This window comes from Vibrio qinghaiensis (assembly GCF_002257545.1).
GTDB lineage: Bacteria > Pseudomonadota > Gammaproteobacteria > Enterobacterales > Vibrionaceae > Vibrio > Vibrio ordalii.
Genome location: NZ_CP022741.1, coordinates 489,448 through 514,913 on the forward strand (window position 1 = coordinate 489,448; position 25,466 = coordinate 514,913).

The window sequence follows — 25,466 nt, forward strand, 5'->3', positions numbered from 1 at the left end:
AAGAGAGGGCGGCCGTTAAAGCCGCCCTTGTTAACACGAATAATTGAACAATTGGATTATGAAGGGTTTTTTCTTAATCGAATTGTCGTCTAGCTCACAGGCTAAATGGATTTACTTTTCACACCATTAACATCTCTGTAAACTGTTGCGGTCTGAAAATAATTCGTTTTAATTCATTTGTTTTAAGTAATTGGCTCAGTCATGGGTTTAATTCATTGGATTAAACACTAAAAACAACGAGAACACCCACTCAGCCTGTTAGGGATAATGACTACAAGAGGTCAAAATGAGCAAAGAAATCAAAGCCCAAGTCGTCGTACTTGGTGCCGGTCCTGCTGGTTACTCCGCTGCATTCCGCTGTGCAGACTTAGGTCTTGAAACAGTAATTGTTGAACGCTATAGCACCCTTGGCGGTGTGTGTTTGAACGTGGGTTGTATCCCATCAAAAGCGTTGCTGCACGTTGCAAAAGTTATCGAAGAAGCGAAAGCATTGGCCCAGCACGGTATTGTGTTTGGTGAACCACAAACGGACATCGATAAAATCCGCCTTTGGAAAGAAAAAGTTATCAACCAGTTAACGGGCGGTCTTGGCGGCATGGCGAAGATGCGCAAAGTGACTGTTGTGAACGGTTTCGGCAAATTTACTGGCCCTAACGCCATTGAAGTTGAAGGTGAAGACGGCAAAACCGTGGTTAACTTTGATAACGCCATCGTTGCAGCTGGCTCTCGTCCAATTAAACTGCCATTCATTCCTCATGAAGACCCACGCATTTGGGATTCAACCGATGCACTTGAACTGAAAGAAGTTCCTGGAAAACTGTTGATCATGGGTGGTGGTATCATCGGTCTAGAAATGGCGACGGTTTACCACTCGCTAGGTTCTAAGATTGATGTGGTTGAGATGTTTGACCAACTTATCCCAGCGGCGGATAAAGACATGGTTAAAGTCTACACCAAACGTATCAAAGACAAATTTAACCTGATGCTTGAAACCAAAGTAACCGCTGTTGAAGCAAAAGAAGATGGTATCTACGTTTCAATGGAAGGCAAAAAAGCACCAGCGCAAGCTGAGCGTTATGATGCCGTTCTTGTGGCTATCGGCCGTGTACCAAATGGTAAGCTGATGGATGCTGAAAAAGCAGGTATTGAAGTGGATGAGCGTGGCTTTATCAATGTTGATAAGCAAATGCGTACTAACATTCCTCATATCTTTGCGATTGGCGATATCGTTGGTCAACCTATGTTGGCGCACAAAGGTGTACATGAAGGCCACGTAGCGGCAGAAGTAATTTCTGGTAAGAAGCACTACTTCGATCCTAAAGTTATCCCTTCAATTGCGTACACTGAGCCAGAAGTGGCTTGGGTTGGTAAAACTGAAAAAGAAGCCAAAGCAGAAGGCATTAACTACGAAGTCGCGACATTCCCATGGGCTGCTTCTGGCCGTGCTATCGCTTCTGATTGTGCTGATGGTATGACTAAGCTTATCTTTGATAAAGAGACTCACCGCGTGATTGGTGGCGCTATTGTTGGTACTAACGGCGGCGAACTGCTTGGTGAAATTGGTCTTGCTATCGAGATGGGCTGTGATGCAGAAGATATCGCACTGACGATTCATGCTCACCCAACGTTACATGAATCGGTAGGCCTTGCTGCGGAAGTGTTTGAAGGCACGATTACTGATCTGCCAAACGCAAAAGCGAAAAAGAAAAAGTAACTTCAACGCTGATGCGTTAAATTGCTAGTTAGTTAAATAGTAAAAACCGCTGAATTCAGCGGTTTTTTTATGCTTATGATTCAAAGACTAGGAAGTTAAGCCTAGTGATCCTTTTTATAGATGCAGAGCATGCTGAGGTAGCTTTTCACAAGAGCATTCATGCTATCTTCATCTCGTACGCGATTTGCTTGTACAAATAGCGAGTAGAAGATGCCAAGAAAGAGCGTAGCAAGATGTTCTGGATCATGTTGATCGCACACTTCGCCACGTTCAATCGCTTTGATGAACATATTCTGCACCAAAAGTTGATTAGTACGGTTGGTGGAGACAAAAAGTGGCCACACTTCTTCGCGCGTTGAAGCGCTCCATTCAAACCATACTTTTAACCAGTGACAATCTTCAATCACAAGAGAAATCATCTCAGTGGTTAGGTTGGTTAAGTTATCTTTCGCATGTAAATCTAGGTCAATATTGTCTGCGAGGAAATTTGAAAACTGACGTACAACATGGGTGAGGACGTCGTCGACTAAATCTTCGCGGGTTGGAAAGTAGTTAAAGACAGTGGCTACTGAAACTTGGGCGATTTCAGCAATATCTGCGTGACCACCTCGGCCTATTCCCCGTGTAGCAAACACTTCAAGAGCGATCTCCATCAGTTGAAGTTTGCGTTTTTGTGGTGATAAGCGAGTTCTGTGGCGTTTTTCTATCGATGTTTCCATGAGTTGTTAATCCTTGCCAATGACTGTTGAATTGAGTTTTTCACTCTAATGATTATTTTGTTAGTTGCTTTAAAGCTTTATGAGTGTACTGCTGCATATGGTTGAGGTCAACGTTTCTAGTTTGTTTTTTGTGCGATCGTGTTAAATTCCATCGGATTCAATGTGTTTTATTGTACGTTTTATTGATGTGGTGTATTTGTTGTGGGCCTCGCCGCTAGTAAGAGCTTTATTTCATCATATCCAGAGTGTTGCTAATTATTTAACTATCCTGTGTGGCAGTGGTACTATACGCGCCAAGCTAGTTACGCGACGCCATCATGAAACTGCGATGATCGTAGCGTGTCGCATCACCCGAAAAGAGAACAGTATGAAACATACAGTTGAAGTGATGATTTCTGAGCAAGTGGTTCAGGAACGAATTCGTGAATTAGGCAAACAAATCACAGAGCATTACCAAGGTAGTGAAGATCTGGTGCTGGTGGGCTTGTTACGTGGCTCATTTGTTTTCATGGCAGACTTAGCTCGCGCGATCGATTTAGTTCATCAAGTCGATTTTATGACCGCGTCAAGCTATGGCAACACGATGCAAAGCTCACGAGATGTGCGTATTCTGAAAGATCTGGATGATGACATTAAAGGCAAAGATGTGCTGCTGGTAGAAGACATTATTGATACGGGTAATACGCTGAACAAAGTAAAAGAAATTTTGTCTTTGCGTGAACCTAAATCGATTCACATCTGTACTTTACTGGATAAACCTTCACGTCGTGAAGTACCTGTAGAGGTCAAGTGGATCGGTTTTGAAATCCCAGACGAATTTGTTGTGGGCGTAGGTATCGACTACGCGCAAAAATATCGTCACCTACCTTACATTGGTAAAGTTGTGCCGCAAGCGTAATTTTGCCAGCGATAATAGAATGCCCACTAAAATAGTGGGCATTGTGCATTTTTAGGTGTTGCTTTTAACGGTAATTAACACGCGATGTTATCGACACAGTAATTTATGCTGTGAATTAAGGATTTTTTCCATCGCTTTTTGATAGGTGTCGTTGACTCGCTCACGTGAATCGCAGCGAACGCCTAAGTATTCCAAACGTCCATCTTCAATACCGTAGACCACGCCATGCAACTCGACATCTTGGCCGCGCTCCCATGCGTTTTGCAGTACGGTTGAGTTACCTAAATTATACACTTGCTCGGCAACGTTGATTTCGCACAATTTGTCGGCTTTATCTTGTTCTGGCATTGCATCTAAGTAGGTACGGTGCTTAAGGTATAAGTCACGCACGTGCAGTAACCAGTTGTTGATCAAGCCCAGCGGTGGGTTATCAATCGCTGCGTTGACGCCACCGCAGTCATAGTGCCCGCAGATGATGATGTGCTTGACCTTCAGTACGTCAACCGCGTATTGCACCACAGAAAGGCAGTTAAGGTCAGTGTGAATCACTTGGTTTGCAACGTTGCGGTGTACAAACAGCTCACCAGAATAAAGCCCAGTCAAACGCTCGGCTGGAACTCGGCTATCAGAACAACCAATCCATAAAAAATCTGGGTCTTGCCCGCGAGCGAGTTTTGCAAAGTACTCAGGACGTTCAGCCTTAATCGATTCAGACCAACGTGAGTTATTTTCAAAAAGCTGTTTCAGTTCTGGCATCTCACTTCCCTTAAAAATAGTTCAATCGCATCAATGGTAATGCGCAAGAATAGGCCTGACTATACACAATGTTACAATTCTGTTCTCTTATAAAATGACAAAACACTCACTCATCTGACGAGTTTTCGCTGTAAAAAAATTAAACTATTTCCATTTCTATTTTGCTGGTCAACAGAGAATCAAACACATGTAAACTAATGGTTAATGATTAGAATGATGATTTGCTACAGTGAGACAACCTATTTTGAGTATGAGGAAAAGCATTGTGTTTAGAGGCCGTTTTGCCGATATCGACCTAAAAGGTGACGTATTTGGTGGCGTCACGACCGCGATTATTTCACTGCCACTTGCCTTGGCTTTTGGTGTGGCATCTGGTGCTGGCGCAGAAGCAGGGCTTTGGGGAGCAATATTGGTGGGGCTGTTTGCTGCCTTGTTTGGTGGTTCATCTACATTAATTTCTGAACCCACTGGGCCAATGACGGTCATTATGACGGCCATTTTAACCAGTATGGTGGCGCGTTATCCTGAGGCAGGGCTTGCAGTCAGCTTTACGGTTGTCATGATGGCTGGGGCTTTTCAGATTTTACTCGGTACCCTAAAGCTTGGGAAATACATCACCTTAATGCCCTATAGCGTGATTTCAGGTTTTATGTCAGGAATTGGGGTGATTTTGATTATCCTGCAGTTGTCACCGCTGCTTGGTCAGGCAGCTCCCGCTGGGGGAGTGATGGGCACGTTAACCGCGTTGCCCGAGATCATTAGCCAGATGAAGTTCAGTGAGCTCTTTCTTGGTTTGTTAACCTTAGGCATTTTATTTTTTCTCCCGGCTCAATATCGCAAACAAGTGCCCGTTCAATTGGTCGCTTTAGTCGGCGTGACGCTTGTTTCAGTACTGTTATTTGATAGCGATGAGATCCGCCGTATTGGTGTGATCCCTGCTGGCTTACCCTCTTTTGTTATTCCAACCTTTAATGCCGAGATGTTCACCACCATGGTGATTGACGCTTTAGTACTCGGTACGCTCGGCTGCATTGATACGTTGCTCACCGCGGTAATTGGCGATTCTCTAACGCGTAAAGAGCATGATTCCGATAAAGAACTGCGAGGGCAAGGGCTCGCCAATATGATAGCAGGGCTATTTGGGGCGTTGCCGGGTGCTGGCGCAACTATGGGTACGGTGACCAATATTCAGGTCGGCGCGCGTTCTCCTCTGTCGGGTGTAGTTCGTGCTTTAGTATTAGCCTTAGTGGTGTTGGTGGCGGGAGGCTTAACCGAACCGATTCCAATGGCGGTATTGGCAGGGATTGCGGTGTATGTTGGTTTCAATATTCTTGATTGGAGCTTTATCCAACGCGCGCATAAAGTGAGTGTGCAGGGTATGGCCATCATGTATGGTGTGATGCTGTTAACTGTCTTTGTCGATTTGATTGTTGCGGTTGGTTTGGGCGTTTTTATCTCAAATATTTTGATCATAGAACGCTTGAGCCGCGAGCAAGCTCGCCAAGTGAAAGCCATTAGTGATGCTGATGAAAACGATGTGCCATTGACTGACAGCGAACGAGCTTTATTGGATCAAGCCAATGGTAAGGTGCTGTTTTTTTATCTCTCAGGGCCGATGATTTTTAGTGTATCTAAAGCGATCGCTCGCCAGCATAATCACATCAGTGACTATGAAGCGATGATTTTAGATCTTACTGATGTACCTATGATTGATGTGACGGTTGGGCTTGCTTTAGAAAACGCGATTAATGATGCCTTAGATGCCCACTGCGCGGTCTACTTACTTTGCCCAAATGTGCACACCAAACAGCAACTGGAAAAGTTTCATATTTTGGATTTGGTGCCAACCGAGCAGACTTTTTCGTTTCGTTATGAAGCGCTCAATGCTGCGGTTAAGCAGGTAGCCCAAAATCGTTAAGCGTTAAGCTTGTGCAAGAATGAATTACGCAGATCGCTGGATCTGCGTTTTTTTATTTTATCAATTTCTAATATTGGGTTGAAAAACGCGAGCCTTAGCAGCACATTGGATAGGTTAACATCACAAAGAGTGATCCGTGGAATGTACGCATTAGAAATAGAACAATTACGAAAAACTTACGCTGGTGGGTTTGAGGCCCTAAAAGGGGTCAGTTTACAGGTTGAAAAAGGTGATTTTTACGCACTGCTTGGGCCCAATGGGGCCGGGAAATCAACCACCATTGGCATTATCTCTTCGCTGGTCAATAAAACCTCTGGCACCGTTAAAGTGTTTGGTTTTGATATTGATAAAGATCTTGAGCTTGCCAAACAGCACATTGGTTTAGTGCCGCAGGAGTTCAACTTCAACCAGTTTGAAACGGTTGAGCAAATTGTGTTGCAGCAAGCTGGGTATTACGGCGTGACGAAAGCGTTAGCGAAAGAAAGGGCAGAGAAGTACCTCTCAAAACTCGATTTGTGGGAAAAACGTAAAGAGCGTGCGCGTAATCTTTCTGGTGGTATGAAACGCCGTTTGATGATTGCTCGAGCCTTAATGCATGAGCCTAAGTTGCTGATTTTAGATGAACCAACCGCCGGTGTGGATATTGAACTGCGTCGTTCGATGTGGGAGTTCTTAACCGAGATTAACGCGCAAGGGATCACCATTATCTTAACCACGCACTATTTAGAAGAAGCGGAGATGCTGTGCCGCAATATCGGCATTATTAACCGAGGTGAGCTTATTGAAAATACCTCGATGAAGGATTTACTGGCCAAATTACAGCTCGAAACCTTTATTTTAGATATCGCAGAGAATTCTCCGCCAGCGCCACAACTCAGTGGTGTGATCTCGCAAACCATGCTCAATGGCTCGTTGCAAATTGAGTTGGAGAAAACCAAAGGGCTAAATTCAGTCTTTTCACAGTTAACTGAACAGGGAATTACGGTGCTTTCGATGCGTAACAAAGCGAACCGCCTTGAAGAGTTGTTTGTCAGCATAGTTCAACAGCAAAGCCGAGGGTAATCATAATGTATCGTTTATATTGGACGGCTTTTTGCAGTTTGCTGACTAAAGAAATCAACCGTTTTACGCGTATTTGGGTGCAAACCTTAGTACCGCCAGCCATCACCATGACGCTCTATTTCATTATTTTTGGCAACCTAATTGGTTCGCGTATTGGCCAGATGAACGGCTTTAGCTATATGGAATATATTGTCCCGGGCTTAATCATGATGTCGGTGATCACTAACTCATACTCGAACGTCGCCTCTTCTTTCTTTAGTGCGAAGTTTCAGAAAAACATCGAAGAGTTGTTAGTTGCGCCTGTCCCTAACTACGTCATTATCACCGGATTTGTGATGGGCGGGGTAGTGCGTGGCTTGCTGGTGGGCACGATAGTAACCCTTGTGTCGCTGTTCTTTGTTGATCTCAAGGTGGATCATTGGGGGATTATTGCGGCGACGGTTTTTCTCACCTCTGTTGTGTTCGCTTTAGGTGGCATGATTAACGCCATTTTTGCTAAAACCTTTGATGACATTTCGATTATTCCTACCTTTGTATTGACGCCATTAACCTACTTAGGTGGGGTGTTTTATTCGATCAGCCTATTGCCTGACTTTTGGCAAGCGGTATCGAAAATCAACCCAATCGTCTACATGGTTAATGCCTTCCGCTACGGTTTTCTTGGTGTGTCGGATGTGGGGATTGTTACCTCGTTCACTGTGCTTGGTATTTTTGTAGTGGCCCTGTATGGGGTTGCGCATTATCTGGTTTCGCGTGGTATCGGGTTAAGGACTTAATAGTTCCTCCCCCTTTTAGGGGGAGGCTAGGAGGGGGTTACCCCACCCTAACCCTCCCCTTGAAGGGGAGGGAATTAGTTTAGTGAGCGTTGAGAGTATGCCATTAATGACAAGGGATGCAGTTTGCTAAAACAGTTTTGTCTCATTTTAGTTAGAGCTTTTATTAGCTAAAATTTTGACTGCGTTATTTAGCAGGTATATTTTGATATGCAGATATCTTGCTCAGTTATGAATAGTGAAAACATGCATCAGAACCCAATTGTCCCTGTAAAAGCTATAGTCGATAGAATTGAAAGAAATGGCTTATCTGTTTCAAAAGAACAGATTCTGGCTCTAAGATTCATGCAAAACAAAGAATTTATAAAAGTAAAGCAATGTATTGAAAAGAATACAAGAATTCAAATTAAAGCATCATTTACACAGGGTTTAATTGATAGTCTGCTAGTTCTTGACGTTAAAATTAGTAAGCTAGTAGCAGAATTGATATCTAAAGGGCAATTAGAAAATGAACTTGAAGACGATGAACTTCCATGGGAAGACGGCGATATAAAACATTCACAAATTAATCGTAAACCACTGCTATATGTAAAACCTTATCGCCGTGACAACAAAGATGTGTTAGCTACACCTCCAAGCAAAAAATCTAAGTTATTAGATCTAACACCTCTCCCCTTACATCGCATTATAGAGACAAAGCCTTTTTTAGAAAAATCAACTGAGTATATTTATACGCTAACAGATGAACAAGTGAACGATTTAGTTAAAACAGGGACTTCAACGAGTATAAGTAAGGTTCTGCGGGATAGCACTATTAATTTAACTGAGGAACAAAGCCTTGAATTGCGTAAACAACTAAAGGCTCGATCATCGTCGCCCCAACTTCCAGAGAGAAAAGGCACTATTGAAATACGTGAAGGCATTCAGAGAGTTCGCCTCAACCAAGCTGCTTTTCGAGATAGAGTTCTTTGCGAGTACAACTATCAATGTGCAATTACAGAAATTGCTATAACGGCTATATTGGAAGCTGCGCACGTGATACCAGCAGATGGGGACAACGATCGTGTTGATAACTCATTATTGTTGAGCAAAAACATGCATGGTTTATTTGACCGATTTCTTATCAGTATCAATCCAGATACCAGCAAACTTGAACTCGCGCCAAGTATTCGAGGTAAAGGGTTGGATGACTATCAAGATAAGTTCATTAAACATTCGTTATCGGAAGAAAGCCTACGATGGCACTATTCTCAGTTTAAAGCTGATATTTTAGATCCTTAGTATTGATATTACCTGTTTCTTTGACCTCAAACGTCTAGCACGTTTCTGTCTAAAAATGATCAAATTTTAGCTCTCGTATCGCTACGGGTAGCTTGAAAAAGGCACATTTCCGATCTGTTCTCCGACAATCGCGTTCGACTCAGTTAAATAACGATACAAAAAAGGTCGCTCCTTATGGGCGACCTTTGCAATATAGGGTTTTGAAGTGAGAATGAGTCATCACTTCATCACTCGAAATAGCAATTACTCTTCTTCAGGGTCCGCTTTCGTTTCGGCGCTAAATTCCAACACTTGGTTGTCGATTAAGCGTACTTTACCCAGAAATGCAGATACTAAGATCACCGCTTGTGTGGTCTCTTTCGAGATCAATTGCAGCGTTTTCGCATCGCGAATAAACAGCTCATCAGGGTGCAGACCTGCGGCGCGCAGTTGATCACTGGCATCTTCAATGATCGACGCGTAATCGTCGCGGCCACCACGCAGTGCACTGCTTATCCAACGCATGGTGCGAGCAAGGACAGGAGCACGTTGGCGTTCATCTAACGTCAGCAGCCCGTTACGTGAACTCATCGCCAAGCCATCCATTTCACGGACGGTAGGGACGCCGACAATCTCAATATCCATACAAAGATCGCTGACCATTTGGCGGATCACCGCTAACTGTTGAAAATCTTTTTCACCAAAACAGGCAACATTCGGTTGCACTATGTTGAACAGCTTAGCGACTATGGTTGCAACGCCACGGAAATGCCCTGGTCTTGATGCGCCTTCGAGCATATGAGAAAGCCCCGGTACTTCAACAAAGGTCTGTTTTTCTAATCCTTGCGGGTACATTATTTCTGGGGTTGGGGTAAAGACCAAATCAACCGCTTCCGCGTTGAGTTTACTTAAGTCTTCATCCAGTGTTCTCGGGTAGTTATTTAAGTCATCCGCGCGGTCAAATTGCATCGGGTTAACAAAAATACTGACCACGACCACATTGCCCTCTTCACGTGCTTTACGCACTAGGGTTAAGTGGCCTTCATGTAAATTGCCCATGGTCGGCACAAAAGCGACTCGGCGGCCTTCACGCTTATACTGTTTGATCTGCTCGCGAAGAGCTGAAATGTCAGCAAAAGTTTGCATGAATATCTCCTTTAGGCGATGGTATGAGCGTCATCAGGGAAAGCGGCACTTTCTACATCTGCGATGTATTTTGCGACGGCTTTACGCATATCCCCTGTTTCAGCAAGAAAGTTTTTCGAGAATTTTGGCATGTAATTCGCCGAAATTCCGAACATATCGTGCATTACTAGAATTTGTCCATCGGTCACGTTACCTGCGCCAATGCCAATCACTGGCACATCAAGCACTTCGGTAATGCGCGCTGCTAGGCTGGCCGGTACACACTCTAATAACACAATTTGTGCGCCCGCTTCTTGGAGCGCCAACGCGTCTTTGACCATTCGGTCTGCTTTTTCTTGGTCGCGGCCTTGTACTTTATAGCCACCAAAAATATTGACCGATTGTGGTGTTAAACCAAGGTGTGCGCAAACCGGAACCGCGCGTTCAGTCAGCATTTTCACCGTCTCGACCAGCCAATCACCACCTTCGATTTTGACCATATTTGCACCCGCTTGCATCAATTTAGCGGCGCTTTCACAGGCTTGTTGTGGTGTGGCATAGCTCATAAAAGGCATATCAGCCATCAATAAACAGTTAGGGCTACCGGCACGCACGCTGCGTGTGTGGTAGGCAATCTCTTCGACGGTGACGGGTAGGGTATCTGTGTGACCTTGTAGCACCATGCCCAGAGAATCGCCCACTAATAATACAGGCATCTCTTGGCTTTCAAAAAGCTGAGCAAAGCTTGCGTCATACGCGGTGACGGTTGCAAATTTACGACCTTGTTGTTTCCATTGGATCAGATCGTTTATGGTGATTTTTTTCATTAAATGTCCTTACGAGGCGCTGGCGAGTGCCAAATACCGAGCCCGTTACGTTCGACGAGCTGTAACAGTTGATTGAGCTCAGTCCCATCAGGGAGTTGTAAACTTGGTGCAATTTCGGCGAGCGGATAGAGCACGAATTCACGTACTTTCATTCCGTAGTGAGGAATGGTCAATCGCTCGGAATCGATCACCTCATTGCCGTAAAGAAGAATATCCAGATCGAGCGTTCTTGGCCCCCAACGTTCTTCTTTGCGAACTCGCCCTTGCTCTAACTCGATATTTTGGGTGCAATCGAGCAGCTCAAGTGGCGTTAAATCGGTTTCTATCGCAACCACCGCATTGATGTAATCGGGCTGGTTTTGTGGCCCCATCGGTGTACTACTGTACAAGGATGAGGCGCTTAAAAATCGAGAGTGTGGCAAACATTTCAAGGCTTCAATGGCCTGCTTAGCTTGCGCGATTGGGTCGCCTAAATTACTGCCAACAGCAATATAAACGAGAATCATGATTCTGGGCGGCTCTTTTTATTACGTGGGCTTCTGCGGCGGCGTACATTGGGTTTGTTACTTGCGCCACTTTCCAAATCATTTGCCATCGCTTGGCGCATATCTCGTCCAGCGCTTTCAAACGTTGTCCACCAGTCAGCCAGCTTCTTCGTTTCTCCGCCTTCGATCTCGCCACGCATTTGTAGAAAATCAAAACCCGCTCGGAATTTGTTGAGCTCCATAAGGCGGAAGGCACGTTTCCCATTGCGACGTGGTAAGCGCAACTGCAATTGCCAAATTTCGCGAATTGTCGCGGTATGACGACGAGGTATCGCAAGGGTTTTCACCACTTGATCAAGGATGAGGTTACTCGCTTCCATGACGGCGTCGTAATAGGCGAAATTACGCTGCTGCATTAACGCATCAGCCAGTTTCACCGTCGGGTACCAGAACATGGCAGCAAACATGAAGGCTGGGTTGATGCGTTTACCTTCTTCAATACGCAGGTCGGTTGAATCTAAGACCAGATCCAACATCTGTTCTGTGTGCGAGTCGTAGTCTGGAGTGAACTCTTGAGCTATCACAGGGAACAACTGCTGGAACAGGTTGTACTCACGCATTAAGTGGTAGGTTTCTAAACCGTGGCCGGTTTGCAGCATCTTTAGCGATTCTTCGTACAAACGTGCCGCAGGAATATCTTGCAGTAAAGGAGCAAGATGTTCGATTGGGTCGGCAGTCTCTTCTTCGATATCGAAATCGAGCTTGGCCGCAAAACGAATCGCACGCAACATGCGCACTGGGTCTTCACGGTAGCGCGTTTCAGGATCGCCAATTAAGCGGATGAGCTTATCTTCTAAGTCGTCCATGCCGCCAGCATAATCATGAATGCTGTAATCACCGATGTTGTAATACATGGCGTTAATCGTGAAGTCCCGGCGTTCTGCATCTTCATCAATGGTGCCATAGACGTTGTCACGCAGCAGCATACCCGCTTCAGATTGTGCTGAGACGTTTTGGCTCGGCTCTTGATGGTGTCCACGGAAAGTCGCCACTTCCACTACGTCGCGGCCAAACATGATGTGCGCTAAGCGAAAGCGACGGCCGATCAAGCGGCAATTGCGAAACTGTTGGCGTATTTGCTCTGGTGTGGCATTAGTGGCGATATCAAAATCTTTTGGTGTCTCACCTAATAGTAGGTCGCGTACTCCACCACCGACTAAATAGGCGTCAAAACCTGCGCCATGAAGTCGGTATAGCACCTTGAGCGCATTATCGCTGATTTGCTTGCGCGAAATATTGTGTTCATCACGAGTGATAATATTTAGAGCTAAGTCTTGGTAAACGCGATTTTCGCGTGGTGTATAGTCGTTTTTATTCATGTGCATCTGGCAATAATTGGTTTTTGCCAACCTTGCTTTGGTTATTTAAAGTGCCCGTTCGGGACGATTTTGCGGCTAATCATAGCGTAAGGATAGCCTTTTGAGAATCACGGTGTGATCTCGGTCTCCCGAGGGAGTTGTTCAACGTGCCAATTCTGACTGCCCCAAAAGATAATTTCATCGATGGAAGCGTCACTAATCTCTTGTTTTATCTCAAACCCTAAAAAGCGCATTGCCTTAAGCAAGGTAGGTTTAGGATTTTGAATATCAATGGCAGTGGCATGATTCTGTTTGGATAATTTATTGCCATTACCATCCATCGCGAGCGGCAGGTGAAGGTAGCTTACCGGAGTTTTATGTAAGCAATGATACAAGCTGATTTGTCGTCCCGTTGGTTCAATTAAATCGGCTCCCCGCACCACTTCCGTCACTCCTTGATCGATATCATCAAGCACTACGGCAAGATTATAAGCAAATAAACCGTCACGTCGCTTAATGATGAAGTCTTCCTGTGCTAATGCTTTAGGAATGTGAATTTCGCCATGTTTTTGATCGAAAAATGACTCTACCGGTGTATCAACACGCAACCTAACCGCGCAATCTTCGGTTAATGTTGGTTTTTTATAGCGGCATGTACCGTGATAAAAGCCACCCATCTGTTTAATTTGTTTACGCGTGCAATCACAATAATAGGCTTGCCCTGATTCAAGCCAAGCCTCAATTTTATCTTGGTATAAAGAGTGGCGCTGGCTTTGATAAACCACCTCGCCATCCCAATGCAAACCATAGACTTCGATGGCTTGAAGGATCAGAGTGTCCGATCCCGGCATCTCTCTTGGAGGATCTAAATCTTCGATGCGAACTAGCCACTTACCTTGCTGTGATTTTGCTTGAAAGTAGCTACCAAGTGCAGCGATCAAAGAACCAAAATGAAGTGGGCCTGAAGGTGATGGGGCAAATCGGCCAATATAGTGCATTGCGATTCATCCAAGTTACAAGTTATTTGGGTATCGAGTGAAAACAAAAAGGGAGCTTTAGCTCCCTTTTTTAACACAAACAAAAGCTAAGATTAACCTTGCATCTGTTTTTCTTTAAGTTCGGCTAGCGTTTTGCAGTCAATGCAAAGGTCTGCCGTTGGGCGAGCCTCTAATCGACGAACACCGATTTCAACGCCACAAGATTCACAAAAACCAAAATCATCTTCTTCAATTTTGCTTAATGTTTTTTCAATTTTCTTGATCAAACGACGTTCACGGTCACGGTTACGCAATTCCAAGCTGAATTCTTCTTCTTGAGAAGCGCGATCAACGGGATCGGGAAAGTTTGCCGCTTCATCTTGCATATGGTGAACGGTACGTTCAACTTCTTCACGAAGTTGGTTGCGCCAAGCACTTAAAATTTTTGTAAAGTGAGTTATTTGCTCAGGTGACATATATTCTTCACCTGGCTTTTCCTGATACGGCTCAACGCCTGCAATGGCTAGGATGCCTATCGCTTTTTTCTTCAATTCTGGCATGCAGCATCTCCTACTAACACCTAGTCAGCTGCGCGAGCAGCTAATTTTAGGCGGGTATCTATAGCAAAAAGATCTATAGGAGGCAAACACTCAATCGTAAACTTATTGTCAATGTGAAGGCGCCATCAATTTTTTGTCGCTAATGGGCGAATTCTACAGTGTTAACGAGCTTGATTTCATTCCTTGAAAGTACAGCCTTGTAGCACAGTACTTCCACTCCTTCTTTTTGCGCTTGTTTCAATAATAGTGAATAGTTTGCGTCTATATGGAGTGCAGGCGAGACTTTTTCAATCCCTGAATGCAAAACAGCAAACAAAAGTACTGCTCTGCTTCCATTTTTTGCCATTTCCGTTAATTCACGCAAATGCTTTTGTCCACGCGTTGTGACGGTATCGGGGAAATAACCTTGTCCTGAATTGCAGGCGATATCGTCGAGTGGAGAGTAGCGCTCATCCAATAAGGTGACGCTTTTTACTTCTATATAGCACTTAGGTTTGGATGGTGATTTGAGCAAGATATCAATTCGGCTATTTTCTTGGCCGTAGCGCACTTCAGTTTGTAATTGCTCATAGCCTTGCAGCTCTTTGATGATGCCGTTTTGAATCGCTTCTACCGCCAGCGTATTCGCCCGAGCCGTATTGACGCAAATGCAGTGGCCTTGCTGGGTTTCAGTCAGCTCCCAACTGTGTGGGTATTTACGTTTAGGGTTGTCTGAGGTGGAGAACCAGACACGATTACCCGCCTCGGCGCAGCCCGTCATCGCGCCAGTATTGGCGCAGTGAATAGTCTCTTGTTGACCATCGGCAAACTCAATGTCGGCCAAAAAACGCTTGTAGCGTTTGAGTAAGGTCGCGGATCGAAGTGGAGGATTGAACTGCATTTATCTACTGTTTTTATGTACAATGTTGCCGCCATTTAACCATAAGGATTGCACATTGTCACAATTGCCCATTCAAGCTGTGATGCCCGAGCTGCTGGCGGGAGTACAAGCTCACCCACAGATGATTGTCAAAGCCGCTCCCGGTGCGGGTAAGTCGACCCATTTCCCGTTACAGCTATTAAAAGCGCAATTATTCACGGGTAAGATCATCATGCTTGAACCGCGTCGTTTGGCGGCGCGCAGTATTGCTTGCTATTTAGCGCAGCAATTAGGTGAGAGTGTTGGGCAAACCGTCGGCTATCGTATGCGTGGTGAGAGTAAAGTCAGCGCAGCGACGCAGCTTGAAATTGTGACAGAAGGGATCATGACACGTATGATCCAAACCGATCCTGAGTTAAGCGGAATCGATCTCTTGATCTTCGATGAGTATCACGAGCGGAGCATTCACGCGGATACGGCTCTCGCACTCAGTTTGGAAGTGCAATCAGCGCTGCGAGAAGATCTTAAAATCGTCGTAATGTCGGCAACCTTAGATCAACTGGCACTGCAGTCATTATTACCCCAAGCGCTTTATGTGCAATCTGAAGGACGCGCTTATCCGGTTGAAGTGCGCTATGCACCGCTGCGAGCCAATGATTATCTTGTGCCGACGATGAGCAAACAGATTGAAGGCTTGATGCGAGCTGAAAGTGGCTCTCTGCTGGCTTTTTTACCTGGCGTTTCAGCCATTAAACAGCTTGAACAGCAGCTCGCACACTTAGCCGATGAGTTTGATATTTGTCCTTTATACGGGCAGTTGAGTCTACAAGCGCAGCAAAAAGCGATTGCGCCTGCAGTAGCAGGCAAACGGAAAATTGTGCTAGCGACTAATATTGCCGAAACATCGCTGACCATTGAGGGGATACGCTTAGTGGTGGATGCGGGGCTAGAGCGGATAGCGAAGTTTGATCTTAAAACGGGCATCACTCGTTTAGAGCAAGTGAAAATTGCCCAGTCATCGGCGCAGCAACGTACGGGGCGCGCTGGACGCCTAGAACCCGGCATCTGTTTGCGCCTTTACAGCGAAGCACAATATAAGCAGCAACCCAATGTACCGAGCGCGGAAATATTGCACAGTGACTTAGCGCCTTTGGCGATGGAGCTTGCGCAGTGGGGTGTGGTGTCGGTCAACGATTTGCCTTGGCTGGATACTCCACCACCAGCAGCGATGCAGCAAGCTTGGAGTCTATTACATACGCTTGGTTTGATGGACAGCAAACAGCAGCTCAGCGCATTGGGTAAAAAAGCGCAGTCACTCGGTGTGGAACCAAGGCTGGTGAGTATGTTGCTCAAAGCCCATCAAACGAGTAATTCAATGCTAAATACGGCGCTCGCTGTGACCGCTTTATTGGAAGAGCCTGAGCGTAATGTGCTGGATTTACAACATAGCTTAATGCGTTGGCAGCAAGCGACTCACCCTAAAACACAAAACTTACATCAGCGTGCCACGACGCTTGCGCGCGCCCTCGGTGGCCAATTTCAGCTAAAAAAAGTGGATGAATCATTGCTGGCGTTAGTGCTGAGTTTGGCTTTTCCCGATCGCATTGCTCAGCGCCGCAGCGAGTCGCAACGGGGGCAGTTTTTACTGGCGAATGGTCACGGCGCGCAAATGCGTGACGATGAACGCCTCGCGGGCGCGCACTATTTAGTGGTGGTGGATTTAATGCGCAGCGGTTCACAAGCGAGCCAAATCTTTGTTGCGACAGAGTTGGATATTGATGCACTGCAAGCCCATTTTTCGGAGCTATTTAGTACGCAAGAACGAGTCGATTGGGATGAGAAAGCAGGGAAACTGTGCGCGGAAAGGCTAACCCTGTGCGGTAAATTGGTCATTGAGCGTGAAGCGCTGCCAGAGCCTGCTCATGAAAAAATGACGCAAGCCTTGCTCAATTATGTCCGTCGCAAGGGGCTATCGGTATTACAGTGGAGCGAAGCGGCGAGCGCTTTATTAACGCGCATACGTTGCGCTGCGCAATGGCTACCGGAAGCGGCGTGGCCTGCTGTCGAGGAACAAGCGCTGCTTGATGATCTTGAGGTTTGGTTAGCCCCCTATTTAGTCGGAGTAAAATCGGTCAAAGCGTTAGCAAAAGTACCGATTTTTGATGCGCTCAATGCCTATTTAGGTTGGCCATTAAACCAAGAGATTGATCGCTGGCTTCCAACTCACCACCCGCTACCCACAGGTAATCGAGCCGCCATTCGCTATCAACTGGGCGCGGAGCCGATGTTGTCGGTTCGTATGCAGGAGATGTTTGGCGAGCAAGATTCCCCCACCATCGCTCAAGGGCGCAAAAAAGTGGTGATGGAACTGCTCTCACCTGCGCAGCGGCCTTTGCAAGTAACTCAAGATCTCGCCGGTTTCTGGCAGGGTGCTTATAAAGAAGTACAAAAAGAGATGAAAGGGCGTTACCCAAAACACGTTTGGCCTGATGATCCTGCCAACCACATCGCGACGACGAAAACTAAGCGGCAATTAGCACAATGACAACCCAGAAAAAGCCTACGGGCACTCAAAAAAATAGCGTAAAAAAACCTTCACGTCGCCCGGCTAAGAAGCCTTCAGCGCCACGCAAAGCATGGTGGAAAATTGTGTGGGGTATTGGCTGGAAACTGAGCCTTGCACTGGCCGCGGTGCTGTTGTTCGTTGGTATTTACCTAAATAGCGTGGTCAAACAACGCTTCGAAGGCCAGCTTTTTGATTTACCGACCGTCGTGTATGCGCGCATTTTGAATTTAGCACCCGGTGATGACATCCCGTTGCAAGAGCTGCGCAATGAGCTTGATGTACTCAACTATCGCAAAGTGAACCAGCCACGCTATGCTGGCGAGTACTCTTCATCATCAAGCAAAATTGAGATCATCCGCCGCCCTTTTGAGTTTGCCGATGGCCCTGAGCCTGACCGCCATGTGATGCTCCATTTTAATGACAGCGGTTTAGTTCGTATTCAATCTCTTGAGCAAAAAGGGGATTTAGGTTACTTGCGTATTGAGCCCAAAATGCTCGGCATGCTTGAAAAAGGCAACGATGAGCAGCGGCTATTTTTACGTCGTGATCAGTTTCCTGAAGTGATGGTGGATGCGTTGCTTGCGACCGAAGATCGCTATTTTTATCAACATGATGGCATCTCTCCATTTGCGATTGCCCGTGCTTTAGTGGCCAACATTAAGGCTGGGCGCACTGTGCAAGGCGGCAGCACGTTAACTCAACAGCTGGCAAAAAATATTTTCTTATCCAGCGATCGAACCTTATGGCGTAAAGTGCGTGAAGCTTATATGGCGCTCATTATCGACTATCGCTACAGCAAAGATCGCATTTTAGAAGCCTACTTAAACGAGGTCTATTTAGGGCAAAGTGGCGGTGAGGCGATTCACGGTTTCGGCCTCGCCTCACGGCTTTATTTCGGTCAACCATTGCAAGAATTGCGTATTGATCAACTAGCGTTGTTGGTGGGCATGGTTAAAGGGCCTTCTTATTATAACCCGGCGCGTTACCCTGAACGTGCTAAAGAGCGTCGCGACTTGGTTTTAAAGCTGATGATGCAGCAAGATATTTTGACGGCTAAACAGTTTGAACAAGCGGCCAGTCGACCGTTAGATGTGCAAAAGCATCCTCACATTGCCAGCCGCCAGCCAGCGTATTTTCAGCAGTTAAAAATTGAACTGAAAGAGAAAGTGGGCGACGCCTTCAAAGCGGATACTGGCTTGCGCGTTTTTACCTCGCTCGATCCTGTTTCGCAAGCCAAATTGGAGCTGGCGATTGATCGACAAATTCCAGTGCTTTCCAAAACAGCGGGGAAAAACTTAGAAGCGGCGGCGATTGCTGTTGACCGAACCAGTGGTGAGATCCGCGCTATGGTTGGCGGTAAACAGACCGGTTATGACGGCTTTAACCGCGCTTTAAATGCAAGCCGTCCTATCGGCTCGTTAGTCAAGCCAGCGGTCTATCTCACCGCACTCGCACAGCCAGATAAATACAACTTAGCCAGCACGCTTATCGATAAACCCATCACACTCAAAGGGAACAAAGGCGAAGTGTGGTCACCGCGCAATTTTGATCGTCAGTTCCGTGGTGAAGTGCCGCTGTATCTCGCGTTAGCCAAATCACTGAATGTGCCTACGGTACAATTGGGCATGCAGCTTGGAATTGAACAAGTTTCTGACACTTTGGTGCGGCTTGGTGTCAACAAAGAGGAGATCCGTCCTGTACCGTCGATGTTTCTTGGCGCGTTCTCTCTGACGCCTTATCAAGTGGCGCAGATGTACCAAACCTTAACCAACTCGGGTAAAAAAGCGCCCTTATCGGCGCTGCGCTCGGTATTGGATTTAGAGGGCAATGTGCTCTATCAATCGATTCCCAAAGTATCCCAAGCCGTTGAGCAGCAAGCGGCGTGGCTTACCACTTATGCGATGAAGCGAGGAGTACTTGAAGGGACTGGGCGCTATCTCAATAACCAGTTCGCTTGGGCAGCATTGGCGGGGAAAACTGGCACCACTAACGATAGCCGCGACAGTTGGTTTGTCGGCGTCGATGGTCGTGAAGTTACCACGGTTTGGCTTGGCCGCGATGATAATCAGCCGATCAAACTTACGGGTTCGAGTGGTGCATTACGGGTGTACGCGGAATATTTACAACATCGGATCCCGGAAAAATTACTTCTTCCTTGGCCGCAAGGCATTACTACAATTGGCTTTAAAACCAGTGCCGAAGGGGAATTAGTCCAAGACTGCCACAACGAATTTAAACTGCCCATGTGGGATAAAAACGGCGCATTGAAACAGGGCTGTGATAAACAACCGGGGCAATGGTTAAAAAATCTCTTTCAGTGGTAGCGGGGGGAGTTTATAGTAAATTGATTTTAAAGGGATTTAAGGAAAAGTCGTGAAACGGTTTTTAAGTAACTTATTGTTCTTGGTATTCATGTTTGCTGCGACTTTCGCGGTGGCCGATGAGCCACCAACTAAAGAATCTATGTTGAACAGTACTGCGCGCCCCAAGATTGCTGTGGTACTTGCTGGTGGCGGAGCAAAAGGTGCAGCGCACATTGGTGTTCTCAAAGCATTGGAAGAGATGCACATCCCCGTTGATTTCATTACTGGTACCAGTATGGGCGCTTATGTCGGCGGTTTATATGCCAGTGGCATGAGCGCCGATGAAATTGAAAGTTTAATTTACAGCGTAGATTGGAATGAAGGTTATCGTGACCGGGTCAACCGTAGCCAACGTCGTGTTCGAGATAAAGAGTACGAAGACCGCTATCAACTGACCACCGACCTTGGACTGCGTTGGGGCGAGATCCGCGCACCACGCGGTGTGGTGCAAGGGCAGAATATGTTGCGTATTTTGCGAGAAACGTCGGGCAATCTCTCTGAATTTCACTCCTTTGATCAACTGCCTATTCCTTATCGCGCGGTAGCCACTGATATCATTGCTCTTGAGGAGGTGGTGTTGGATCGTGGCTATTTAGTGGATGCGATGATGGCGAGTATGTCAGTACCCGGAGCACTGCCGCCTTACGAAGTTGATGGTCGTTGGTTAGTCGATGGTGGTGTGACCAATAATATGCCTGTTGATGTTGCACGGGCCTTAGGGGCTGATATTGTTATCGCGATAGATATCAGCACCGATTACAAAAACCAAGAAGCTTTCACCACCTTTTTGACGGTCGCCGATCAGCTTTCCAACTATCTCGTACAAAGAAGTACTCAAAAACAAGCACGTTTATTGAATGAGCGAGATGTATTTTTGCGCCCTGATGTCGGCAGTATGGAAACCACTGAATTTGATAAAATGCCTACCGCTTATGAAAAAGGGTATGAGATTGCGATGGCAAATAAATCGGTGTTGGCTTCGCTCTCCTTATCTAGCGCAAACTATCAACATTATGTAGAAGTAAAACAAACTCGCCGCAGGGCTTTAATTTATGGCGATGATGTTAATGTTGATGAAATCGTACTCAACAACCGCAGTCATTACAGCGATCAATTATTGAAAAACCGTTTGCATTTAAAGACAGGACAAGCGCTATCAACCGAGCAGATTGAAGCGACGGTCGAAAATCTCTATGCATTAGATCGCTTTGAGTTAGTGACCTATGAATATCGAGAATTTGAAGGAAAGAACCAACTGGTCATCGATGTGAAAGAGAAATCTTGGGGGCCAAATTACCTCAATTTTCGCTTTTTCTTAGAAGATGATTTTCATACGGATAGTCAATACGCGTTGGGCATTTCTTCCAATTTTACTGACTTAAACTCATTCGGATCTGAATTGCGTTTCAACCTAGAAATGGGCACCGATAAGATCATTGAAGCTGAGCTATTTTCGCCTCTTTTTTCTGGACAAAAAGCGTTCACCTCAGCTTTGATTTCCTTTAGCAATGATAAACGTAATAAGCCAATGCAAGGGTTTGATGACACCAGTCTAAAAGCCAGTAAAGACTATTTGCTGATCAGCTATTTAGAATGGATTGGAGAGTTATCGATTGGTTATCAAGATAAATTATGGCGAGAGTTTAAGTTAGGGATCCGCTATACCGATGGGGAGGCTGAAGTGTCACATTGGCCATCCATGGGAAATATGGATTACACCCGTGTAGGGGTGTTTGTTAACTACCGCATTGATACTTTGGATGACTTTAGTTTGCCTACCCAGGGTGTTTATCTTGATCTTGAGTATCTTGCATCGCACGATAGAGCTTCTAATGTGCCTTCTGAACCTGAATCAAACGATACCGTGTATGAATTTTCCGGTGAACTGATCGCCGCTTACAGCTTTGGTCGCCATACTTTGGTCGGCAACCTAGATTACGGTGTGGTGCAAAGTAAAAATTCCAGTGAACCGATCAATCCTAAATCGATTGGTGGTTTCTTAAATTTATCGGGTATCCCTCGCAACAGCTTAATTGGCCAGAATAAAGCGTTCACCAGTTTGGTGTATCGTTATCGCTGGTTTGATAATGACTTTGGCCTGTTCAGTTCTCCATTTTATGTTGGTGCATCGATAGAATACGGCGGTGTATGGTCTGATCCTAATCTAAGCTTTGATACCGCTCCATTGTACGGCGCGGGGTCAGTGTTTGCCGGAGTTGATTCGCCGATTGGACCGATTATGTTTGCTTATGGTCGAACCGAAGATAATTTTGATTCGATATACTTGAGTATTGGCACTACCTTTTAGCGAGAATTGAGCTGAAAAGTGGGCGGTAAGTGACTCAAAAATCATAGAACTTTAGTCTTAAGTTGCTATGTTGGTCAAAATGATAAGATTTTAATTTAAAGTTAAATTTGCTATTCTTCGTCCCACAGTTTGGCCTCTCTGCCGCTGATTACATAAAAATATCTGGCAATGGAGAGCCAAGTTTCCAAGGATGTTTGCCCATCATGTCAATAATAATGGGGTAAACCGCAATGAGAGGAAAAAGTCGTGCTTGAAGCCTACCGTAAACACGTCGCAGAGCGTGCTGCAGAAGGAGTTGTTCCTAGACCCCTAAATGCTGAACAAGTCGCAGGACTTGTTGAACTGTTGAAAAATCCCCCTCAAGGTGAAGAAGCGTTCATGCTTGATCTCCTTGAAAATCGAATTCCTCCCGGTGTGGATGAGGCCGCTTATGTTAAAGCGGGCTTTTTAACCGCCATCACTAAAGGTGAGGTCTCTTCACCGTTAGTGAGCCGCGCAAAAGCGGCGCAACTACTCGGAACTATGCAAGGCGGTTATAACATCGAGCCGCTAGTCTCATTGCTTGATGATGCTGAGCTGGCACCGATTGCGGCTGATGCACTATCGCGTACTCTACTGATGTTTGATGCGTTCTATGACGTTGAAGAGAAAGCAAAAGCGGGTAATGCACATGCACAAAAAGTGTTGCAATCATGGGCAGACGCGGAATGGTTCCTTTCAAAACCGGCGCTTCAAGAGAAGATCACGCTAACCGTATTTAAAGTTACTGGCGAAACCAACACTGATGATCTGTCACCAGCGCCAGATGCATGGTCACGGCCAGATATTCCAGTGCACGCACTGGCTATGTTGAAAAATGAACGTGAAGGCATTCAACCCGATAAAGCAGGCAGCATTGGCCCTATCACTCAAATCGAAGCGCTAAAAGAGAAAGGCCATCAGCTAGTCTACGTGGGTGATGTGGTCGGTACAGGCTCGTCTCGTAAATCCGCGACTAACTCTGTTTTGTGGTTTATGGGTGACGACATTCCATTTGTGCCTAATAAACGCGCGGGTGGCTACGTGCTCGGCGGTAAAATTGCACCTATCTTCTTCAACACCATGGAGGATGCTGGCGCGTTGCCGATTGAAGTTGACGTTACCAAGCTCAACATGGGGGATGTGATTGACGTTTACCCATTTGAAGGCAAAGTGTGCAACCATGACACTGGCGAAGTGCTTGCCACGTTCAAGCTTAAAACCGACGTATTGATTGATGAAGTGCGCGCTGGCGGCCGTATTCCACTGATTGTTGGCCGTGGTTTAACGGATAAAGCACGCGAAGCACTAGGCTTAGAAGCGTCAACAGTATTTCGTCGCCCAGTTGCAGTGGCTGATACAGGTAAAGGTTATACACTGGCTCAGAAAATGGTCGGTAAAGCATGCGGCGTGACGGGTGTTCGCCCGGGGACTTACTGCGAACCTAAAATGACCACGGTTGGATCGCAAGATACCACTGGCCCGATGACACGTGATGAATTGAAAGATTTGGCGTGTCTTGGTTTCTCTGCTGACTTAGTCATGCAATCTTTCTGTCATACCTCGGCTTATCCAAAGCCTGTTGATGTAAATACCCACCATACCTTGCCTGATTTCATCATGAACCGTGGCGGTGTTTCACTGCGTCCGGGTGATGGCGTTATTCACTCATGGCTAAACCGTATGTTGTTACCTGATACCGTCGGTACTGGTGGTGACTCGCATACACGCTTCCCGCTTGGCATTTCATTCCCAGCCGGTTCTGGCTTGGTTGCTTTTGCGGCCGCAACGGGTGTGATGCCACTGGATATGCCAGAATCTATCTTGGTGCGTTTCAAAGGTGAAATGCAGCCGGGCATCACGTTGCGCGATCTAGTGCACGCGATTCCTTATTACGGGATTAAGCAAGGCCTGCTCACGGTGGCGAAAGCGGGGAAAATTAACGAATTCTCTGGCCGTGTGCTAGAAATCGAAGGGGTTGAGCACTTAACAGTTGAGCAAGCGTTTGAACTTTCTGATGCCTCGGCAGAACGTAGTGCGGCGGGTTGTACGGTTAAATTGTCACAAGCCTCAATTGAAGAGTACCTCAACTCTAACATCACTATGTTGAAGTGGATGATCGCCGAAGGTTATGGTGACCGCCGTACTATCGAGCGCCGCATTACAGCGATGGAAGCGTGGCTAGCCAATCCTGAGTTGATGCAAGCGGATAGTGATGCAGAATACGCACATGTGATTGAGATTGATCTTGCTGAGATTAAAGAGCCGATTTTATGTGCGCCAAATGATCCAGACGATGCGCGCTTACTTTCTGATGTACAAGGTACGCCTATTGATGAAGTCTTCATCGGTTCTTGTATGACCAACATTGGTCACTTCCGTGCGGCAGGTAAATTGCTTGAGAAGTTCAATGGTCAGTTAGATACGCGTTTGTGGGTTGCGCCACCGACTAAGATGGACAAAGATCAGCTTATCGAAGAGGGCTATTACGGCATCTTTGGTCGCGCTGGGGTACGCATTGAAACTCCAGGATGTTCGTTATGCATGGGTAACCAAGCGCGTGTTGCCGATAAAGCGACCGTCATGTCGACGTCGACTCGTAACTTCCCGAACCGTTTAGGGACCGGCGCGAATGTTTACCTTGCTTCGGCTGAGCTGTCGGCCGTGGGCGCCATTTTAGGCCGCATTCCGACACTGGAAGAGTATCTAGAGTACGCGAAGCAGATCAACGCAACTGCAGCTGACACCTATCGCTACCTCAACTTCCATCGTATGGCGCAATACACTAAAAAAGCAGACAGTGTGATTGTCCAGCAAGCGGTGTAAGAGCTATCCAAGCTAACCTCCTAATAAAAAAGCCACCGATTCGGTGGCTTTTTACCATTCTAGCTGCTCACTTATGTCTACTTCTCACTCATGC

General features: G+C 46.1%; 19 protein-coding genes. 10 read left to right on the top strand and 9 right to left on the bottom strand.

The genetic code is table 11. The features are described from left to right. The first annotated feature begins 286 nt into the window (after positions 1–286). On the top strand, positions 287–1,714 hold the full coding sequence (lpdA, locus tag CCZ37_RS02470; RefSeq protein WP_088720890.1) for a dihydrolipoyl dehydrogenase: 1,428 nt from the start codon (positions 287–289) through the stop codon (positions 1,712–1,714). Positions 1,715–1,815: 101 nt separating this feature from the next. Here lpdA and CCZ37_RS02475 read toward each other — a convergent pair whose 3' ends face one another. Continuing rightward, the gene (locus CCZ37_RS02475; protein ID WP_094499658.1) at positions 1,816–2,433 is read right to left on the bottom strand and encodes a LuxR/HapR/OpaR family quorum-sensing transcriptional regulator; all 618 of its coding nucleotides are present in this window, start codon (positions 2,431–2,433) and stop codon (positions 1,816–1,818) included. Positions 2,434–2,800: 367 nt separating this feature from the next. Between CCZ37_RS02475 and hpt the strand changes: the two genes are divergently transcribed. Further along, positions 2,801–3,331 (top strand): hypoxanthine phosphoribosyltransferase, encoded by a 531-nt coding sequence (gene hpt, locus CCZ37_RS02480; RefSeq protein WP_010319544.1) that lies wholly within the window; start codon positions 2,801–2,803, stop codon positions 3,329–3,331. A gap of 87 nt (positions 3,332–3,418) precedes the next feature. Here the strand turns inward: hpt and can are convergent, their stop codons facing one another. Then, positions 3,419–4,087: a carbonate dehydratase gene (can, locus tag CCZ37_RS02485; protein ID WP_010319545.1), complete on the bottom strand. Its 669-nt coding sequence runs from the start codon at positions 4,085–4,087 to the stop codon at positions 3,419–3,421. Between the two features lie 250 nt (positions 4,088–4,337). Here can and CCZ37_RS02490 point away from each other — a divergent pair, with 250 nt between their 5' ends. From CCZ37_RS02490 to CCZ37_RS02505, 4 genes are all read left to right on the top strand, one after another. After that, complete coding sequence (locus CCZ37_RS02490) at positions 4,338–6,005, top strand: SulP family inorganic anion transporter (RefSeq protein ID WP_094499659.1); 1,668 nt, start codon at positions 4,338–4,340, stop codon at positions 6,003–6,005. A 141-nt stretch (positions 6,006–6,146) separates the two neighbouring features. Continuing rightward, positions 6,147–7,067 carry an ABC transporter ATP-binding protein gene (locus CCZ37_RS02495; RefSeq protein ID WP_026027559.1) on the top strand — a complete coding sequence of 307 codons (921 nt, stop codon included), beginning with the start codon at positions 6,147–6,149 and terminating at the stop codon, positions 7,065–7,067. Positions 7,068–7,072: 5 nt separating this feature from the next. Next, entirely contained in the window at positions 7,073–7,843 is a 771-nt protein-coding gene (locus CCZ37_RS02500) for an ABC transporter permease (protein ID WP_094499660.1), read from the top strand. Positions 7,844–8,086: 243 nt separating this feature from the next. Further along, positions 8,087–9,121 (top strand): HNH endonuclease, encoded by a 1,035-nt coding sequence (locus CCZ37_RS02505; protein WP_157729195.1) that lies wholly within the window; start codon positions 8,087–8,089, stop codon positions 9,119–9,121. A gap of 243 nt (positions 9,122–9,364) precedes the next feature. Here CCZ37_RS02505 and panC read toward each other — a convergent pair whose 3' ends face one another. The 7 genes from panC to sfsA form a co-directional block, all read right to left on the bottom strand. After that, complete coding sequence (gene panC, locus CCZ37_RS02510; RefSeq protein WP_094499662.1) at positions 9,365–10,246, bottom strand: pantoate--beta-alanine ligase; 882 nt, start codon at positions 10,244–10,246, stop codon at positions 9,365–9,367. 11 nt (positions 10,247–10,257) lie between these two features. Continuing rightward, positions 10,258–11,052, bottom strand: coding sequence for a 3-methyl-2-oxobutanoate hydroxymethyltransferase (gene panB / locus CCZ37_RS02515; RefSeq protein ID WP_010319550.1), 795 nt, complete (start codon positions 11,050–11,052; stop codon positions 10,258–10,260). After that, positions 11,052–11,558: a 2-amino-4-hydroxy-6-hydroxymethyldihydropteridine diphosphokinase gene (gene folK, locus CCZ37_RS02520; RefSeq protein WP_094499663.1), complete on the bottom strand. Its 507-nt coding sequence runs from the start codon at positions 11,556–11,558 to the stop codon at positions 11,052–11,054. Before folK ends, panB begins: the two co-directional genes overlap by 1 nt. Further along, complete coding sequence (gene pcnB / locus CCZ37_RS02525; protein WP_026028232.1) at positions 11,555–12,916, bottom strand: polynucleotide adenylyltransferase PcnB; 1,362 nt, start codon at positions 12,914–12,916, stop codon at positions 11,555–11,557. Before pcnB ends, folK begins: the two co-directional genes overlap by 4 nt. A 107-nt stretch (positions 12,917–13,023) precedes the next feature. Continuing rightward, positions 13,024–13,893, bottom strand: coding sequence for a tRNA glutamyl-Q(34) synthetase GluQRS (gluQRS, locus tag CCZ37_RS02530; protein ID WP_094499664.1), 870 nt, complete (start codon positions 13,891–13,893; stop codon positions 13,024–13,026). Positions 13,894–13,985: 92 nt separating this feature from the next. After that, positions 13,986–14,432, bottom strand: a complete 447-nt coding sequence (dksA, locus tag CCZ37_RS02535; RefSeq protein WP_010319554.1) for an RNA polymerase-binding protein DksA — start codon at positions 14,430–14,432, stop codon at positions 13,986–13,988. 139 nt (positions 14,433–14,571) lie between these two features. Further along, on the bottom strand, positions 14,572–15,312 hold the full coding sequence (gene sfsA / locus CCZ37_RS02540) for a DNA/RNA nuclease SfsA (protein WP_094499665.1): 741 nt from the start codon (positions 15,310–15,312) through the stop codon (positions 14,572–14,574). A 55-nt stretch (positions 15,313–15,367) separates the two neighbouring features. Here sfsA and hrpB point away from each other — a divergent pair, with 55 nt between their 5' ends. The 4 genes from hrpB (at position 15,368) to acnB (ending at position 25,372) form a co-directional block, all read left to right on the top strand. Next, the gene (gene hrpB, locus CCZ37_RS02545) at positions 15,368–17,836 is read left to right on the top strand and encodes an ATP-dependent helicase HrpB (RefSeq protein WP_094499666.1); all 2,469 of its coding nucleotides are present in this window, start codon (positions 15,368–15,370) and stop codon (positions 17,834–17,836) included. Then, complete coding sequence (mrcB, locus tag CCZ37_RS02550) at positions 17,833–20,181, top strand: penicillin-binding protein 1B (protein ID WP_094499667.1); 2,349 nt, start codon at positions 17,833–17,835, stop codon at positions 20,179–20,181. Before hrpB ends, mrcB begins: the two co-directional genes overlap by 4 nt. A gap of 139 nt (positions 20,182–20,320) precedes the next feature. Beyond that, positions 20,321–22,528: a patatin-like phospholipase family protein gene (locus CCZ37_RS02555; RefSeq protein WP_244187292.1), complete on the top strand. Its 2,208-nt coding sequence runs from the start codon at positions 20,321–20,323 to the stop codon at positions 22,526–22,528. Between the two features lie 246 nt (positions 22,529–22,774). Beyond that, positions 22,775–25,372, top strand: a complete 2,598-nt coding sequence (gene acnB, locus CCZ37_RS02560; protein ID WP_094499669.1) for a bifunctional aconitate hydratase 2/2-methylisocitrate dehydratase — start codon at positions 22,775–22,777, stop codon at positions 25,370–25,372. Positions 25,373–25,466: the final 94 nt, after the last annotated feature.

Excerpts from the sequence above, each read along its gene's own strand:
- CCZ37_RS02495 (WP_026027559.1), top strand. The coding sequence starts at position 6,147 with ATGTACGCATTAGAAATAGAACAATTACGAAAAACTTACGCTGGTGGG.
- panC (WP_094499662.1), bottom strand. The coding sequence starts at position 10,246 with ATGCAAACTTTTGCTGACATTTCAGCTCTTCGCGAGCAGATCAAACAG.
- folK (WP_094499663.1), bottom strand. The coding sequence starts at position 11,558 with ATGATTCTCGTTTATATTGCTGTTGGCAGTAATTTAGGCGACCCAATC.
- gluQRS (WP_094499664.1), bottom strand. The coding sequence starts at position 13,893 with ATGCACTATATTGGCCGATTTGCCCCATCACCTTCAGGCCCACTTCAT.
- can (WP_010319545.1), bottom strand. The coding sequence starts at position 4,087 with ATGCCAGAACTGAAACAGCTTTTTGAAAATAACTCACGTTGGTCTGAA.
- pcnB (WP_026028232.1), bottom strand. The coding sequence starts at position 12,916 with ATGAATAAAAACGACTATACACCACGCGAAAATCGCGTTTACCAAGAC.
- lpdA (WP_088720890.1), top strand. The coding sequence starts at position 287 with ATGAGCAAAGAAATCAAAGCCCAAGTCGTCGTACTTGGTGCCGGTCCT.
- panB (WP_010319550.1), bottom strand. The coding sequence starts at position 11,052 with ATGAAAAAAATCACCATAAACGATCTGATCCAATGGAAACAACAAGGT.
- dksA (WP_010319554.1), bottom strand. The coding sequence starts at position 14,432 with ATGCCAGAATTGAAGAAAAAAGCGATAGGCATCCTAGCCATTGCAGGC.
- mrcB (WP_094499667.1), top strand. The coding sequence starts at position 17,833 with ATGACAACCCAGAAAAAGCCTACGGGCACTCAAAAAAATAGCGTAAAA.
- CCZ37_RS02475 (WP_094499658.1), bottom strand. The coding sequence starts at position 2,433 with ATGGAAACATCGATAGAAAAACGCCACAGAACTCGCTTATCACCACAA.
- hpt (WP_010319544.1), top strand. The coding sequence starts at position 2,801 with ATGAAACATACAGTTGAAGTGATGATTTCTGAGCAAGTGGTTCAGGAA.
- CCZ37_RS02490 (WP_094499659.1), top strand. The coding sequence starts at position 4,338 with ATGAGGAAAAGCATTGTGTTTAGAGGCCGTTTTGCCGATATCGACCTA.
- CCZ37_RS02505 (WP_157729195.1), top strand. The coding sequence starts at position 8,087 with ATGCATCAGAACCCAATTGTCCCTGTAAAAGCTATAGTCGATAGAATT.
- sfsA (WP_094499665.1), bottom strand. The coding sequence starts at position 15,312 with ATGCAGTTCAATCCTCCACTTCGATCCGCGACCTTACTCAAACGCTAC.
- CCZ37_RS02500 (WP_094499660.1), top strand. The coding sequence starts at position 7,073 with ATGTATCGTTTATATTGGACGGCTTTTTGCAGTTTGCTGACTAAAGAA.
- CCZ37_RS02555 (WP_244187292.1), top strand. The coding sequence starts at position 20,321 with ATGTTGAACAGTACTGCGCGCCCCAAGATTGCTGTGGTACTTGCTGGT.